15 protein-coding genes and 1 pseudogene are annotated in these 14,926 nt (G+C 71.9%); 9 read left to right on the forward strand and 7 right to left on the reverse strand.

Annotated features, from left to right (window positions below; genetic code table 11):
* The first annotated feature begins 92 nt into the window (after positions 1–92).
* Positions 93–227, forward strand: coding sequence for a hypothetical protein (locus ACWD12_RS32120; RefSeq protein ID WP_450102506.1), 135 nt, complete (start codon positions 93–95; stop codon positions 225–227).
* Positions 228–266: 39 nt separating this feature from the next.
* A complete protein-coding gene (locus tag ACWD12_RS32125) occupies positions 267–794 on the forward strand; it encodes a DinB family protein (RefSeq protein WP_450102507.1) in 528 nt (175 codons plus the stop codon).
* Positions 795–870: 76 nt separating this feature from the next.
* Here the strand turns inward: ACWD12_RS32125 and ACWD12_RS32130 are convergent, their stop codons facing one another.
* Positions 871–1,602: a 3-keto-5-aminohexanoate cleavage protein gene (locus ACWD12_RS32130; protein ID WP_450102508.1), complete on the reverse strand. Its 732-nt coding sequence runs from the start codon at positions 1,600–1,602 to the stop codon at positions 871–873.
* Between the two features lie 104 nt (positions 1,603–1,706).
* A complete protein-coding gene (gene gap, locus ACWD12_RS32135; RefSeq protein WP_450102509.1) occupies positions 1,707–2,711 on the reverse strand; it encodes a type I glyceraldehyde-3-phosphate dehydrogenase in 1,005 nt (334 codons plus the stop codon).
* A gap of 141 nt (positions 2,712–2,852) precedes the next feature.
* Here gap and ACWD12_RS32140 point away from each other — a divergent pair, with 141 nt between their 5' ends.
* Positions 2,853–3,380 (forward strand): MarR family winged helix-turn-helix transcriptional regulator, encoded by a 528-nt coding sequence (locus ACWD12_RS32140; RefSeq protein WP_450102510.1) that lies wholly within the window; start codon positions 2,853–2,855, stop codon positions 3,378–3,380.
* 210 nt (positions 3,381–3,590) lie between these two features.
* Positions 3,591–4,577, forward strand: a complete 987-nt coding sequence (locus ACWD12_RS32145) for an RNA polymerase subunit sigma-70 (RefSeq protein ID WP_450102511.1) — start codon at positions 3,591–3,593, stop codon at positions 4,575–4,577.
* Positions 4,578–4,602: 25 nt separating this feature from the next.
* Here ACWD12_RS32145 and ACWD12_RS32150 read toward each other — a convergent pair whose 3' ends face one another.
* A complete protein-coding gene (locus ACWD12_RS32150; protein WP_450102512.1) occupies positions 4,603–5,961 on the reverse strand; it encodes an MFS transporter in 1,359 nt (452 codons plus the stop codon).
* A gap of 109 nt (positions 5,962–6,070) precedes the next feature.
* On the opposite strand from ACWD12_RS32150, the gene ACWD12_RS32155 reads away from it, so the two are divergent.
* Positions 6,071–6,523, forward strand: a complete 453-nt coding sequence (locus ACWD12_RS32155) for a winged helix-turn-helix transcriptional regulator (protein WP_358363595.1) — start codon at positions 6,071–6,073, stop codon at positions 6,521–6,523.
* A gap of 60 nt (positions 6,524–6,583) precedes the next feature.
* On the opposite strand, the gene ACWD12_RS32160 is transcribed toward ACWD12_RS32155, so the two are convergent.
* Together ACWD12_RS32160 and ACWD12_RS32165 are read right to left on the reverse strand one after the other, a co-directional pair.
* A complete protein-coding gene (locus ACWD12_RS32160; protein WP_450102588.1) occupies positions 6,584–7,987 on the reverse strand; it encodes an MFS transporter in 1,404 nt (467 codons plus the stop codon).
* A 116-nt stretch (positions 7,988–8,103) separates the two neighbouring features.
* Positions 8,104–8,787, reverse strand: coding sequence for an ArsR/SmtB family transcription factor (locus ACWD12_RS32165; RefSeq protein ID WP_450102513.1), 684 nt, complete (start codon positions 8,785–8,787; stop codon positions 8,104–8,106).
* Positions 8,788–9,039: 252 nt separating this feature from the next.
* Between ACWD12_RS32165 and ACWD12_RS32170 the strand changes: the two genes are divergently transcribed.
* A complete protein-coding gene (locus ACWD12_RS32170) occupies positions 9,040–10,185 on the forward strand; it encodes a S8 family serine peptidase (protein WP_450102514.1) in 1,146 nt (381 codons plus the stop codon).
* A 192-nt stretch (positions 10,186–10,377) separates the two neighbouring features.
* Positions 10,378–10,941 carry a dihydrofolate reductase family protein gene (locus ACWD12_RS32175; RefSeq protein ID WP_450102515.1) on the forward strand — a complete coding sequence of 188 codons (564 nt, stop codon included), beginning with the start codon at positions 10,378–10,380 and terminating at the stop codon, positions 10,939–10,941.
* A gap of 13 nt (positions 10,942–10,954) precedes the next feature.
* Here the strand turns inward: ACWD12_RS32175 and ACWD12_RS32180 are convergent, their stop codons facing one another.
* Positions 10,955–11,962 (reverse strand): RNA polymerase subunit sigma-70, encoded by a 1,008-nt coding sequence (locus tag ACWD12_RS32180; protein WP_450102516.1) that lies wholly within the window; start codon positions 11,960–11,962, stop codon positions 10,955–10,957.
* A 195-nt stretch (positions 11,963–12,157) separates the two neighbouring features.
* Between ACWD12_RS32180 and ACWD12_RS32185 the strand changes: the two genes are divergently transcribed.
* Entirely contained in the window at positions 12,158–13,549 is a 1,392-nt protein-coding gene (locus ACWD12_RS32185; protein WP_435839206.1) for a glutamate decarboxylase, read from the forward strand.
* Entirely contained in the window at positions 13,549–14,490 is a 942-nt protein-coding gene (locus ACWD12_RS32190; protein ID WP_450102517.1) for a glutaminase, read from the forward strand. Before ACWD12_RS32185 ends, ACWD12_RS32190 begins: the two co-directional genes overlap by 1 nt.
* 170 nt (positions 14,491–14,660) lie before the next feature.
* Here the strand turns inward: ACWD12_RS32190 and ACWD12_RS32195 are convergent.
* A pseudogene (locus ACWD12_RS32195) lies at positions 14,661–14,753 on the reverse strand (DUF2625 family protein); the annotation flags it as partial.
* Positions 14,754–14,926: the final 173 nt, after the last annotated feature.

Below are 14,926 nucleotides of genomic sequence, written 5' to 3' on the forward strand. Positions count from 1 at the left end.
CCGGCCCCCGAGACACGCCCAACGGCGCGACCGTCGGATCCGCCGCGCCCGAGCAGGCAGGCGCCGGAACCGCCGCGCCACGGCCGGTTCCTGTGCGCCGTGGGGAGTCCCAGCGCGACATCGAACGGGGCGCCCTGCGCCGGATGTTCGTGTTCTTCTTCGCCACCCACATCAACGGCGGCGTCCTCTGGCCGGCCGGCTACCAGACCGGCAACGGCGGGCACTGACAGGCGTACGGTGCCGCCGGACTGTTGCATCATGTCCCGATGACTTGGACTGCACCCCCCGCGCAACCCCGCGTCGCCGTGCCCACCGTCGGGGACGAACGGCTCCTGCTGGAGTCCCACCTCGACTTCCTGCGGCAGACGGTCCTGAACAAGTGCGCCGGGCTGACCGCCGAGCAGTTGCGGCAGCGCAGTGTCGAGCCGTCCGGCCTGTCACTGCTCGGCCTGGTGCGGCACCTGACCGAGGTGGAACGCAACTGGTGGCGGCAGCGGTTCGCCGGGCAGGACGACGTCCCCGACCTCTATTACACGGAGGAGGCCCCGGACACGGACTTCGACGCGGTCGACAGCGCGGATCCCGCCGCGGCCTTCGACGCGTACCTGCGGGAGCTCGACGCGGTGCGCGCGACGGCCGCGGGCCGGTCGCTCGACGAGACGTACGTCGACCCGGTGCGCGGCACCGAGATCAGCCTGCGCTGGATCTTCATCCACCTCATCGAGGAGTACGGCCGTCACGCCGGCCACGCGGACCTCCTCCGCGAGCGCATCGACGGCCACACGGGCGAGTAGCCGCAAGCGGCAGAACGCCCGGCGGTGCAGGAAGCAGCTCTCCGAAGAATCTCTCAGCCTCGAGGAACAACGCTCGCTATGGCGCGCCCTGGGGTGTGCCCTGAATGATCTCGCGTGCCACGCGGATGAGAGCGGCGTTGTCCGGGGCGGGAGCGCCGTCGGGGAGGTGGAGTACGTCTTCCAGGCCGACACGGGTATCCAGGCGGCGGGAGACCGCAAATCGCAGAATGGGCCATGCGCCGGTGTCTTCGCCGTGCAGGAGAATCGGCGAGGCAACCGATTCAAGTTCATCCAGCAAGCCGGCTGCGGCATGGAGCGCGTCCTGCGGAGTGGCCTCGGTGATCTCGGCCAGGACGCGCAGGACTCGGCGGGATCCGGGCCAGTCCAGAAACCGTTGTGCTCCGGAAGTACCGGAGTAGATGCCGGCTTCGATGCCGATCCCCCGGTCCAGCAAGGCCGCGGCGACATCGGCGGCGCCGTCCTCGTGCCAGTTCACGGAGGCGTGGTCAGGTAGCACGGTCCAGGACCGGACCTGCGCGGCACGGGCATGAGCGTCCGCCGTGGCCCATGCACCGGTCGTGACCCCGACCGGGACACCTGGGACGGCAATTCGCACCGCGCTCACAGCGGCGGCGACGGCGGTGGCTTCCAGCGTGTCCTGACCGTCGCGATCTTTGGGATGCAGATGGACGTCCTCGGCGCCGGCGGCGACAGCCTCACGGGCCGCCACCGCCAGCTCGTCGGCGGTCACCGGCAGATGGGAGCACTCGGCACGGCTTCGAGCTCCGTTGAGGCAAACCTGCAACATGGCGCCATCCTTGCAGGTCGCGCACAAGGGTCTCCCTGTCAGGCGACCGGACTCAGACCGGGATCGACTCCCTCCCACAGATTGATCACGGCCTGATACCCGCCTTAGAGCGCACCGCCGACGAGGAGTGCCAAGTCGATGAGGCGGTTGGAGTAGCCCCACTCGTTGTCGTACCAGCCGACGACCTTGACCTGCGGGCCGAGCACGCGCGTGAGTTCCGCGTCGAAGATGCACGAGGCCGGGTCGTTGACGATGTCGGTGCTGACGATCGGCGCCTCGGTGTAGGACAGCAGGCCCCGGTACGCGCCGGCGGCGGCCTTTGCGTACGCCTCCTTGATCTCCTCCACGGTGGTGCGCCGGCCGGTGGTGACGGTCAGGTCGGTGACCGAGCCGGTGGGGACCGGTACGCGCAGCGCGAACGCATCGAGGCGGCCCTGGAGTTCGGGCAGGACCAGGCCGATGGCCTTGGCCGCTCCGCTGGAGGTCGGCGTGATGTTGAGCGCGGCGGCGCGGGCGCGGCGCAGGTCCGGGTGCGGGGAGTCCTGGAGGTTCTGGTCCTGGGTGTAGGCGTGGACGGTGGTCATCATCCCGGACTCGATGCCGACGGCATCGTGCAGGACCTTGGCGAGTACGCCCAGGCAGTTGGTGGTGCACGAGGCGTTGGAGATGATCGTGTGCCGGTCGGGGTCGTACGCGTCCTGGTTGACGCCGAGCACGACGGTGATGTCCTCGCCGCTCGCGGGCGCGGCGATGATGACCTTCCGCGCGCCGCCGTCGACGTGCGCGCGGGCCTTGGCGGCCTGGGTGAAGACGCCGGTGGACTCGATGACGACGTCCACGCCCAGGTCGCCCCAGGGCAGGTCGGCCGGATCGCGTTCGGCCAGGACGGTGACCGTGCTGTCGCCGACGCGGATCGCGCCGGGCTCCGCGGTGACCTCGCCCGGGAAGCGGCCCAGGATCGAGTCGTACGCCAACAGGTGGGCCATCGTCGGCACGTCGCCGAGGTCGTTGACGGCGACGATCTCCAGGTCCGCGTCCCGGGTGGCTGCCGCGCGGAAGACGTTGCGGCCGATGCGGCCGAATCCGTTGATGCCGACACGAACAGTCATGGTGGTTCCTCTCCTTGCGCCGACGAGGGGGTGGGCGCGCGGCCGCATGCCGAGGCGCGCGGACCGCGGGACCTCGGGTCCGCGGCGCGCCCACGCCAACAGCATAAGCAACTTAAATAAGTGTGCGATATATTTTTCGGCGTGGACCACACCTCGAACGACCGCCCCGCGGAACCGGACGCGGACCGCGACGCCGAACCGAATGTCGAGCCGTGCGTCGAGCCGGAAGCCGAGCCGGACGAGCTGGACGTCGAGGCCTTCGCGGCCGCGGTTGAGAACTTCAACCGCTTCTACATCCGGCTCCCAATGCTAGAGAAGCTGCCCTTCACGACGCTGTCGGTGCTCGACACCCTCGCGTTCGGCGGCGGCCCGATGCGGCTGACCGAACTGGCCAGGACCGAGCAGATCAGCCAGCCCGGAATCACCCAGCTGGTCACCCGCCTCGAACGCGACGGCCTCGTGGAACGCCGCCCCGACCCGGGCGACGGGCGCGCCGTACTGGTCCACATCACCGAGGCCGGCCGGCGGATCGGCCGATCGCGGCACGCGGACCGCGCCCGCCACCTGGCGCCGCTCATCGCCCGGCTGACCGCCGAGCAGCGCCGGGCGATCGCGGACGCCCTCCCCGCCCTTGGCCGCCTCGCGGAACTCGGACGCGGCGCGTCGTAGAACGGGAACGGCGGCTCTACCCGGGGTGGCAGGTCGAGCCCTGTGGCAGGTCGAGCCCTAGCCCGGCGGCCGGGCCAACCCGAGCGGGTTTGTGGGCGTTGTGGGGCCCTGCCTACGATGACCGACCGCGAGAGATGCACGAGACCAAAGCGGACAAAGGCAGATCGAGAAATGCCACGAAGGCCGCGAGAGCCGGGAGGTGAGGCGCATATGTCAGGCACCGGGCGCACCGTGGGGCAGGACGACCTCGAACGGCATCGCGCGGAACTGACCGGCTACTGCTACCGCATGCTGGGCTCGGCGTTCGAGGCCGAGGACGCGGTGCAGGAGACGATGATCCGGGCGTGGCGCGGCGCCGACCGATTCGAGGGCCGCTCGGCGCTGCGAACCTGGCTTTACCGGATCGCCACCAATGTGTGCTTCGACGCGCTGGCCGCGGCCCGGCGCCGGGCCCTGCCGATGGATCTGGCGTCCCCGGTCAGCGGCGCCACCGGGCCGGGCGCGGCCTTCGACGACGCGCTGCTGGTCGGGCCGTTCCCCGACGCCCGCGCGCAGTCGGCCGAGGCGGCGGACCCGGCGGCCGCCGCGGCCACCCGCGAGTCCGTCCGCCTGGCCTTCGTCGCCGCACTCCAGCACCTGTCCGTCACGCAGCGGTCGGTCCTGGTGCTGTGCGAGGTCATCGGCTTCTCGGCACGCGAAGTCGCCGAACTCCAGGACACCACCGTCGCGGCCGTGAACAGCGCCTTGCAACGCGCCCGCGCGACGCTCGCCGCGCGCCGGGGCACCGGCGGCGGGGAGCCGGCCGCTCGCCCCGCCGACGATGTGCAGCGGGCCCTGGCCGCACGGTACGCCGACGCGTTCGCCCGCTACGACATGGAGCTGCTGGCCATGCTGCTGCACGTCGATGCCACGCTGTCGCTGCCGCCGTACGCGACCTGGATGCGCGGTGCCGGGGACATCCGGGCGTGGCTGACGGGACCCGCCGTCGGCTGCCGGAACTCCCGCCTGATCCCGACCATGGCGAACGGCGCTCCCGCCTTCGGCCAGTACCGGGTGGCCGAAGGCGGCGGCCACGCGCCCTGGGCGCTCCAGGTCCTTGAAACGTCCGGGTCCCGGATCACCGGCATCAGCTTCTTCCGCGACACCGATCGGCTGTTCCCGCTCTTCGAGCTGCCCGACCGGTTGGCCCCGGCCTGACCGACAGGTGCCGGGGCTGCGGGTGTCACGCGGCCGGCTGGGTGCTCTTCCGGGTGAACGCCCACAGGGCCAGGGCCAGGCAGCTGAACGCGGCGCCGAGCACGCACACCGCGCCCCACCCGGCGGCCGCGTACAGGGTGGTCGCGGCGATGGCGCCGGTGGCGCTGCCGATCGAGTAGAAGACCATGTAGCCGCCGATCAGCCGGCTGCCCGCGTCCGGGTGCAGTGCGTAGATCACGGTCTGGTTGGTGACGTGGACGGCCTGGACGGCGAGGTCGAGGAGGACGATCCCGACCGCCAAGGCCCACAGCGAGCTGCGGGTGTATGCCAGCGGCAGCCACGAAACGGCGAGCAGCGCCAGCGCGGTGCCGGTGGTAGGCCCGGAGAGCCCGCGGTCGTTGAGGCGGCCCGCCGCGGTCGCGGCCAGGGCGCCGGCCACGCCGATCAGCCCCAGCGCGCCGATCGCGCTGTGGGACATGGCGTACGGCTCCTCGCTGAGCGGCAGCGCGATGCTGCTCCACAGCGTGCTGAAGGAGGCGAAGACCAGCAGTCCGAACAGTGCCCGTAGTCGCAGCAGCCGTTCGCGGGCGAAGAGGGTGACGGTGGAGCGAAGGAGTCGGCCGTACCCGAGGGTCGACGCCCGGGCGGCGACGTGGCGCGGGAGTACGCGGTGCAGCACGAGCGCGAGCAGCGCGGTCAGGGACGCCGAGGCGACGTAGACGGAGCGCCAGCCGGCGAGGTCGGCCAGGACGCCCGACGCGGTGCGGGCGAGCAGGATGCCGACGACCACGCCGCTGGTGACCAGGCCGACGACCCGGCCGCGGCCGGCCGGAGGGGCGAGTGATGCGGCGAAGGCCACCATCGTCTGGGTGACGACCGCGAGGAGCCCCGTCGCGGCCATGCCGGCGAGCAGGACCGCCGCGGTGGGGGCGGTCGCGATCACGGCCAACGCCCCGACGAGGAGCAGCAGTTGGACCACGATGAGGCGGCGCCGGTCGGCGATGTCGCCGAGCGGTACGAGGAGGAACAGGCCCAGCCCGTACCCGACGTGGGTGAGGGTGACCACGCTGCCGACCAGTGCCGGACTCATCGCGAGGTCGTCGCCCATGGTCACCAGGAGCGGCTGGGCGAAGTAGACGTTGGCCACCGCGGCACCGCAGGCGACGGCGAAGAGCGTGACGACGCGGCGGGACAGGACGTACGCCGGGGCCTCCCGGTCCGCGCTTCCGTCCGTGCTCCCTTCCGTGCGTCCGCCCGCGGAACTCGCCTTTGTCGGGCGCGTGTTCGCCGGGTCGTGGGCTGCCGGGGCGCATGGGGTGGGGTCGCCGCCCTTCCCCGCCCCTGCGAGGGTCTGCCGTGTCGCCGCGTCGCAGTTTCCGGGCATGCGTGTGCCTCTCGCTTTCTAGTTTCATCTTGCTACCAGATGGGACGCTATACGGCCTTGGTAGCATGCTGCAACCAGATGGAGCGGCAGCGTGGAAACGAGGGAAGCCATGGTCAGCAGGACGCGCTTCGACGACGACGCATGCCCCGTCGCCCGGTCGGTGGACGCCATCGGCGACTGGTGGTCGCTGCTGATCGTGCGGGACGCGTTTGACGGCAGCCGCCGCTTCGGGGAATTCCAGCGCAGCCTGGGCGTGGCGAAGAACATCCTCACCGCGCGCCTGCGCACCCTGGTCGCGGGCGGTGTCCTGGAATCCGTACCCGCCTCGGACGGCAGCGCCTACCGCGAGTACGCGCTGACCCCCAAGGGCCGGTCGCTCTTCCCCGTCATCGTGGCGCTGCGGCAGTGGGGCGAGCAGAACTGCTTCTCCCCCGGCGAATCGCACTCACAACTGCTCGACGTACGGCAGGGCCGCCCGCTCCGCCCACTGGAGGTGCTGTCCGCGGACGGGCGACCCCTGACCCCGGACGACACCGCCGTGCACAAGGTCAGTGCGGACTAGACCGCCTCGCGCCCGACCGTGGAAGTCCCCTACCCCGTGCCGGACTTCACGTCGATGACGTCACATCGCGGCGCGCGCCCGGCCCTGCGGGTCGTCGTCTTGTTCGGGTTCCGTCTTCTCCGCAGGGCGCACCTCGGGGTGCTCGGGCCCCTGGTGCTTCCCGGGGCCGGGATGGCGGCCGGGGTTCCGCGTCGCGGCGGCGGCCCGTCCCCGGGCGCGGTCCATCTCGCGCCACTCCGGCCGCAGTCCGGCCAGGCTCGTGGTCAGGAAGTACGCGGCCCCGCCCGCCACCAGCACCGGCACCAGCCCGGCGGTAGCCACCGCCGCACCGGCGATCAGCCCGCCGAGCGGCATACCGGCCCAGGAGAGCGCGTCGCCTAGCGCGCTGACCCGGCCCAGCATCCGCCGCGGCACCCGTTCGAACAGCACGGCCCCCAGCACCGGGTTAAGGAAGCCCGCCCCGAACCCGGCCACGGCGAACACGGCCAGCACCACTCCCAGCGGCGCGTCCACGGCGAGGACCAGGAACCTCGGCGCACCGGCCAGCAGGAACCCGGCGAAGAACACCAACCGGCGGCGCAGCCGATGGGCGGCCACCGCGGCGATCAGGCTCCCGGCGACGGCCGCGGCCCCCATGACCGTGCCGGTCAGGCCGATCGCGGTCGGCCCGTTGCCGGACTCCTTGGCCCACACAGGCATGAGCACCGCGGCGAACGCCATGTCGAGCAGGTTGGTGATCCCCACCATGACGATGACGGTGAGCAGCAGCGGCTCGCCGCGCAGGAACGCGGCGCCTTCGCCGAACCGCCGCCAGTAGCCCGGCTCCTCGCCACCGCCCCCGTCCCCGTCCTCGTCGTCCCCGTCCGCGCCACCGTCCCGGCCCTTCTCGCCGTCGCCGCCCGGCGCCGCGGCGTCCTCGTACGGGTGGCCCATACCGCGCGGCAGCGCCACCGCGACGACCACCGATCCGAGGGCGAAGCAAGCCGCGTTGACAACGAGCCCGACCAGGGGGCCGAGCAGCGCCACCACGGCGCCGCCGACCGCGGGGCCGAGGGTGAACGCGAGCCGCTCGGTCACGCCCGACAGGCCGATGGCACGTTCCAGCGGTACCCCGGCGCGTTCGGCGGCCTCCGGGACCATGACCTCCTTGGCCGAATCGGCGGGCCCGCGGGCCGCGCCGACCACCGCGACCAGCGCCAGCAACAGCGGAAAGGACAGCAGGTCCAGGGCGTGCAGCAGGGGGACCGCGACGGCGGCGACGGCACTGGTCAGGTCGGTGGTCCAGGAGATGGACCGCGGGCCGATCCGATCGACGGCCGGTCCGGCGAACGCTTTTGCCAGCACGTACGGCGTCATCTCGCAGAACGCCACCAGCCCGGTCCGGGTCGCGCTGCCGGTGGTGACGAGCACGAACCAGGGCAGGGCCACCGCCGAGATGCGCGTACCGGTGAGCGACACGGCCATGGCGGCCAGCACCCCGGCCAGCGGACGCACCGACCGCGAGCCCGGTTCCCGGGCCGAGCCCCGGTCCAGGTCCAGGTCCCGGTCCGGTTCCGGCCGCGGGGCGGGGGCTCGCTCGGTCACAACGGCTCCGCTCCCGCGGCGGGGTCCGGGCCGGCGTCCGACTCGGGCGTATCCAGTTCGGGCAGGAGCAGTGCGATGACGCCGACCCGCCGGGCGCCTTCCGGTGCGTCGGCCGCGGTGTCCGGCAGGTCCCTGCGGTGGCGGTCGAGCACGGCGTTGAGTTCGGCGCGCAGGGCGACGGCCTCCGCGGGCGTCAGCCGCAGGGCCCAGTCGCTCATGTCGAAGCCCTCCCGCCACTCACGCGGCATCGACGGGAGGCTGTTCAGCGTCTGCTGGGTGCGCACGGTGTACGTGGCGGCGACGGAGCGCAGGTACGCGAGGGTGGCGTCCGGCTCAAGGGCCGCGAGGTCGTGGTCCCGGAGCTCGGTGACCTGGTGCACGGCACGCCACCACCGCTCGCGGGCGTTGCCGAGCCCCGTGTCCTCCTCGACGAAACCGGCCGCGCCGAGTTGGCGCAGGTGGTAGCTGGCGGTCCCGGAGTTCACGCCGAGGCGCTCGGCCAGGCGGGTGGCCGTCGACGGACCGTGTTTACGCAGGAGGCCGACGAGTTGTACGCGTACCGGGTGGGCCAGGGCGCGCAGGCCCTTGGCGTCCAGCACGGCGGCGTCGGGGTCGCTGGAGCCGTACGTGGTGTGCGTGCCGCGCCGCGGGCCGTCGGGCGTCTTCGAGGTGTCCGTCACCCGGTCCACGCTAAACCGCAAAGGGTTCTTCGCAAAGAGATATTTGCGAAGAACCCTTTGTGGTTTGGGTCGGGTCGATCCGCGCCGGCCTGGACAGGATCTGGTGCCCGGGCACGGTCGAGGGCGAGGCCGGGGGCGGGGCCGAAGGCGAGGCCGGCCACCCGCGCGTCCAACTGGACGGTCATCGACGACGTCAGCAACGGCCAGATCAACACGGCGCCGGCCTGGCAGGCCGGGTACACCGGCGACGGCGTGCGCGTCGCGGTCCTGGATACCGGCTACGACGCGACGCACCCCGATCTGCAAAACGTCGTCGCCGCCGAGGCGTTCGTGAGCGTCGCGTCCGACCCCGAGGTCGACGAGGAGGGCCACGGTACGCACGTCGCGTCCATCGTGGCCGGCTCCGGCGCGGCGTCCGGCGGCCTGTACAAGGGGGTGGCCCCGGACGCCGACCTCGTGATCGGCAAGGTCTGCGCGGGCAACGCCTGCCTCGAAAGCGACACGCTCGAGGGCATCGAGTGGGCGGTCGAGACCGCGCAGGCCAAGGTCGTCAACATGAGCCTGCGGTTCCCGGTCTCCGACGACAGCAGGCCGATCATCGACCTGGTCAACACCTACGCGGTCTGGGGTGTGCTGTTCGTGGTCGGCGCCGGCAACAGCGGGCCGGGCACCATCGCCGTGCCGGGCGCGGCGGCGGGCGCGCTGACCGTCGGGGCGTCGAACGGAACGTCGGGCCCGGCGTCGTTCTCCAGCCGCGGGCCGGTCTACAACCATCTCGTCAAGCCGGAGGTGGTCGCCCCGGGGGTCGGCATCGTCGGGGCCCATTCCGCGGACGCACTGGCCGAGATCCCGGTCGGCACGCAATACGACCGGCGCAGCGGCACGTCCATGGCCGCCCCGCACGTCGCCGGCGCCGCGGCGTTGCTCATGCAGCAGCACCCGACCTGGCCCGCGCTGTACGTCAAGGGCGCGCTGATCGCGAGCGCGACGCCGCTGTCGGGTGCGACGCCGTTCGAGCAGGGCCGGGGCATGGTGAACGTGGGTGCGGCCCTGCAGCAGACCGTGGTTCCGTACCTCACGCCGCCGGTCGGGCTCGCCGCGCCGCATGCTCCGGGTCAGACGGCGACCGCGTACACGATGGTCGCCAACCAGGGCGCGCAGCCGGAGACGCTCACGTTCACGGTCTCGGCGGTCACGCTGCAGGGCGCCCCGGCCCCGGCCGGCCTGGTGACCGTGTCCGCGGCGCCGGTGACGGTGCCGGTTGGCGGGACGGTGGGCGTCGCGGTCACCGGTCACGCCGACGGCGTTGCGGCGGGCGACTACGCGGTCGTGCTGACCGGCCGGGACGGCACGGGGACGGTCAGGACCACCGCGCTGGTGAGCCTGTACGTCGAGTAGTAGCCCGGCGGCGCGGCCCGGCACCCGAGGCCGGCGTCCGACGAGACCCCGGGCCGGACCGGCCACACCCGGCCGGACCGGGGGTCCCGGCCGTACCCACCGGGAATCCTGCGGACGCAGATCGCGCACCGATCAAGTTTCCGCGCCGTGCCCGTCAGTACCTGTGAGACCGACTCACGAAAGGCCGGCACGATGCGGAAACTGATCTTCGCCATGAACCTGAGCCTGGACGGCTACATCGCCGCGCCCGGCGCCGACCTCGGCTGGAGCGTACCGAGCGACGAACTGTTCCAGTGGTGGTCCGACCGGGTGGCGGCGACCGACCTTGCGCTGTACGGGCGCAGGCTGTGGGACACGATGAGCTCCCACTGGCCGACCGCCGACCGGCAGCCCGGCGCCACGCCGGCTGACATCGAGTACGCCCGCCGCTGGCGGGACATGCCGAAAGTGGTGTTCTCGTCGACCGCCCGCACGGTCGACTGGAACACCCGCCTGGTCACCGGCGACGCGGTCGCCGAGATCACCCGGCTCAAGGCCGAGGACGGCGGCCCGATGGACATCGGCGGCGCCACGCTGGCCGGGACTGCCATGCGGGCCGGGCTGATCGACGAATACGTGCTGCTCACCCACCCGGTCCTGGTGGGCGGCGGCACGCCGTTCTTCACCGCCCTGGACAAATGGGTGCACCTGGACCCTCTGGAGACCCGGCCGTTTCCCGACGGCGTGGTGCTGACCCGGTACGAGACCAGGCGATGAGGCCGCTGTCCGATCACAGCGTCGGGGGCACGCCCAGCCAGGGTTTGTCGGTGGCGTCGAATCCGGTGAGCTCGGCGATCTTCCCGTCGACGACGTGCAGGACCGCGATGGCGAACAGCCGGTGCTCCGGAGCCTCGGGGGTGCGGAGGTAGAGCACGGCGGCCGGCATGCGGTTGACCGTCGTGGTTGTGCAGCGCCAGTCGTCGTGGCCGGGCTGGAAGAGCCCGCCGGAGACCCAGCCGTCCACCGCGTCCTTGGCCGTGGCGGACGAGGTTCCCCGCTCGGGCAGCATCGCGAAGCGCAGGTCGTCGCGCAGCAGGGACGTCAGCCCGGCCAGGTCGTTGCGCTCGTGGGCGTCCATGTACGCCTGCACCACGTCCCGCTCGTCGTTCGACAGCTCGTGGGTGGCGGGCCTCCGCCAGTCGAGGCGGCGGTCGGGGAGCTGCTCGCGCATCGTCGCACGGGCCCGCTGCAGTGCGCTGGTCACCGATGCGGCGGTCAGGTCGAGGGCGTCGGCGGCCTTCGGCGCCGGCCAGCCGAGGACGTCGCGCAGGATGAACACCGCCCGCTGCCGCGGCGGCAGGTGCTGGACGGCCACGATGAACGCCAGCTCGATCGTCTCCCGTGCCACCACCGATTCCTGCGGGTCCTCGGGGAGCATCCGGTCCGGGTAGGGCTGGAGGTACAGCACCTCGGAGTCCGGGCCCGGCAGCCCGGTCGGCACGGGTGTGCGGTCGTTGCGCTTGTCCAGGAAGTCGAGGCAGGCGTTCGTCGCGATTCGGTACAGCCAGGTCCGCAGGGCGGCGTGGCCCTTGAACGACTCCCGCTTGTGCCACGCCCGCAGGAACGTCTCCTGCGTCAGGTCCTGGGCGTCCTCGTAGTTCGCGAGCATCCGGTAGCAGTGCACCCGCAGCTCGCGCCGGTGGCGCTCGGTGATGCGTGCGAACCGCGCCGGGTCGCCGGAGCGGACCGCCGCGAGGAACGCGGCCTCGTCGGCGCCCAGCGGTCTGGGGTCGGTCATGGTCGTCAATCCTTCCACCGGTGCGAGGGCTGACAGAACCGACGACCCGGCGGAGGGTTTCTGATCGGTGGGCCGCGTCCCGCGCACGGGCCACTCCGCTGTCGCCGCCCCCAAATCTCACTTAACGTCCTAAAAGGATTGTTTGTGTGCCGGGACGTGTCGGGACGTGTCGAGATTTGGCGAGAGGGGCCTGCGGTGGCACTGCACGAGGCGAGGGACCCGGCCGAGGCCGACGCGTCCACCGATGTGTTCGCGACGGCACTCAGCCGCCACGAACTCTCCAAATACCGGATGCCCGAGGACCACTCCCCGGCCGACGTCGTCTACGCCGTCATCCACAACGAACTCCTCCTGGACGGCAACGCCGCACAGAACCTCGCGACGTTCTGCACCACCTGGTCCGAGGACGAAGTGCACCGGCTCATGAACGAGTGCCTCGACAAGAACATGATCGACAAGGACGAGTACCCGCAGACCGCGGAGATCGAGTCCCGCTGCGTCAACATCCTCGCCAACCTGTGGAACGCCCCCACCACCGCGACGGCCGGCAACGCCATGGGCTGCTCGACGACCGGCTCCAGCGAGGCCGCCATGCTCGGCGGGCTCGCCCTCAAATGGCGCTGGCGCGAACGCCGCCGCGCCGCGGGCAAGCCCACCGACCGGCCCAACCTGGTCTGCGGCCCCGTCCAGATCTGCTGGGACAAGTTCGCCCGCTACTTCGACGTAGAACTCCGGCAGGTCCCCCTCGAACCCGGCGCCACCGGACTTCGCGCCCACCAGCTCAAGGACCACGTCGACGAGAACACCATCGGCGTCGTCGCCATCCTCGGCGTCACCTTCACCTGCGACTACGAACCCGTCCAGGAGATCGCCGCCGAACTCGACCGCATCCAGGCCGACCACGGCTGGGACATCCCCATCCACGTCGACGCCGCCAGTGGCGGCTTCATCGCCCCCTTCCTCCACCCCGACGTCGTCTGGGACTTCCGCCTCGAACGCGTCGCCTCCATCAACACCTCCGGCCACAAGTACGGCCTCGCCCCCCTCGGCGTCGGCTGGGCCGTGTGGCGCAGCGCCGACCTCCTGCCCGACGACCTCGTCTTCCGGGTCAACTACCTCGGCGGCGACATCCCCACGTTCGCCCTCAACTTCTCCCGTCCCGGCGGCGAAATCGTCGCCCAGTACTACAACTTCCTGCGTCTGGGCCACGGCGGCTACCGCGCCGTCCAACAGGCCTGTGCCGAAACCGCCCAGGCCTTCGCCCGCGAGATCGCCGCCATGGGCCCGTTCACCCTCCTGTACGACGGCGACGGCGCCCTGCCCGCCGTCTCGTACACCCTCACCGACCCCGACACCTGCGGCTTCAGCCTCTACGACCTCTCCGACCAACTGCGCATGCGCGGCTGGCAGGTCCCCTCCTACCCGCTGCCCGCCGACCGCGAGGACACCGTCATCCAGCGCGTCCTGATCCGGCACGGCATCGGCCGCGACGAAATCGGCCTCCTCGCCGACGACATGCGCCGCTCCCTGCACCGGCTCACGCACGGCGCGCCCGCCGACGCCGACCGCGCGGGATTCCACCACTGATGCCCGTCCCCGCGCCGGACACCCGGGACATCGACTTCGCCGCCGTCGTCGACTTCGTGACCGCCGCCACCGCGCCCCACATCGGCGCGGGCAAGGTCGCCGACTACATCCCCGACCTCGGCCGCGTCGACCCGAACCAGTTCGGCTTCGCCGTCGCCACCGTCGACGGCGCCGTGCACACCGCGGGCGACGCCGACGTACGCTTCGCCATCGAGAGCATCTCCAAGATGTTCACCCTCGCCCTCGTCCTGTCCCGCGACGACGGCAGCCTGTGGCAGCGCGTGCACCGCGAACCGTCCGGCGAACCGTTCAACTCCCTGATCCAGTTGGAGATCGAACAGGGCATCCCGCGCAATCCGTTCATCAACCCCGGCGCCATCGTCGTCACCGACCACCTCCACACCCTGACCGGCAACGCGTACGACGCCGTCCGCACCCTGCTGCGCGACGAAACCGGCAACCCGGACCTCCACGCCGACGGCGTCACCCACGGCTCCGAGGCCTACAGCGGCGACCGCAACCGTGCGCTCGCCTACCTCATGGCCGACTTCGGCAATCTGCGCAACCCGGTGCCCGTCGCCCTCGACCACTACTTCCGGCAGTGCTCCATCATGATCACCTGCACCGAACTCGCCCGGGCCGGACTGCTGCTGGCCCGCCGCGGACGCCGCGCCGACGGCACCCGGCTGATCAGCGCCGACGACGCCCGCCGCATCACCGCGATCATGACCACCTGCGGGACGTACGACGAAGCCGGCGAGTTCGCGTACCGCGTCGGCCTGCCGTGCAAGAGCGGCGTGGGCGGCGGCCTCCTCGCGGTCGTCCCCGGCCGCTGCGCCGTCGCCGCTTGGGGCCCGGGCCTGGACCCCAAGGGCAACTCCGTGGCCGGCGCGGTCGCCCTGCAGACCTTCGCCGCGGTCTCCGGCTGCTCCCTGTTCTGACCGTTGCCGCGGCGTGGGCGGACGGGTTCGGGGCCGGGGCCAGGCCGGGACTGAGGATGGGGACCTGGGTGGTGGGCTGCGGGCTGCGGGCTCAGTTTTCGGGAAGGCTGCCCAAGGGACCCGGGTTCGCGAGACCAGTGCGGCCACCGTACCGAGGAGTAGAACTCCGCCAACGCGTCTCCGGCCAGGAGCCGGCCCAGCCAGTCGCCGTGGCCCGCGCCGAGGGTCTCCCACGACAGCGGGTCCGGGGCGAAGTACACCACTTCCCCTGACTCTTCCGGCCGCCCCTCCCGGCGGGATCGCGGCCGTTGAGGACGAACACGCCGGCCAGCACGTCGTGTGCCGGCACCAGCCCGGCGGCGAGCGACCAGCCCCGGTCCGGTACGGCCGGGAACAGGCCGGATCCGCTATATCGGTCAGGTCCTCCACATCACGC

It is taken from the genome of Streptodolium elevatio (genome assembly GCF_053592165.1).

Coding starts and splice junctions, on each gene's coding strand:
- ACWD12_RS32125 (WP_450102507.1), top strand. CDS start 267: ATGACTTGGACTGCACCCCCCGCGCAACCCCGCGTCGCCGTGCCCACC.
- ACWD12_RS32130 (WP_450102508.1), bottom strand. CDS start 1,602: ATGTTGCAGGTTTGCCTCAACGGAGCTCGAAGCCGTGCCGAGTGCTCC.
- gap (WP_450102509.1), bottom strand. CDS start 2,711: ATGACTGTTCGTGTCGGCATCAACGGATTCGGCCGCATCGGCCGCAAC.
- ACWD12_RS32145 (WP_450102511.1), top strand. CDS start 3,591: ATGTCAGGCACCGGGCGCACCGTGGGGCAGGACGACCTCGAACGGCAT.
- ACWD12_RS32150 (WP_450102512.1), bottom strand. CDS start 5,961: ATGCCCGGAAACTGCGACGCGGCGACACGGCAGACCCTCGCAGGGGCG.
- ACWD12_RS32155 (WP_358363595.1), top strand. CDS start 6,071: ATGGTCAGCAGGACGCGCTTCGACGACGACGCATGCCCCGTCGCCCGG.
- ACWD12_RS32160 (WP_450102588.1), bottom strand. CDS start 7,987: ATGGCCGTGTCGCTCACCGGTACGCGCATCTCGGCGGTGGCCCTGCCC.
- ACWD12_RS32175 (WP_450102515.1), top strand. CDS start 10,378: ATGCGGAAACTGATCTTCGCCATGAACCTGAGCCTGGACGGCTACATC.
- ACWD12_RS32180 (WP_450102516.1), bottom strand. CDS start 11,962: ATGACCGACCCCAGACCGCTGGGCGCCGACGAGGCCGCGTTCCTCGCG.
- ACWD12_RS32190 (WP_450102517.1), top strand. CDS start 13,549: ATGCCCGTCCCCGCGCCGGACACCCGGGACATCGACTTCGCCGCCGTC.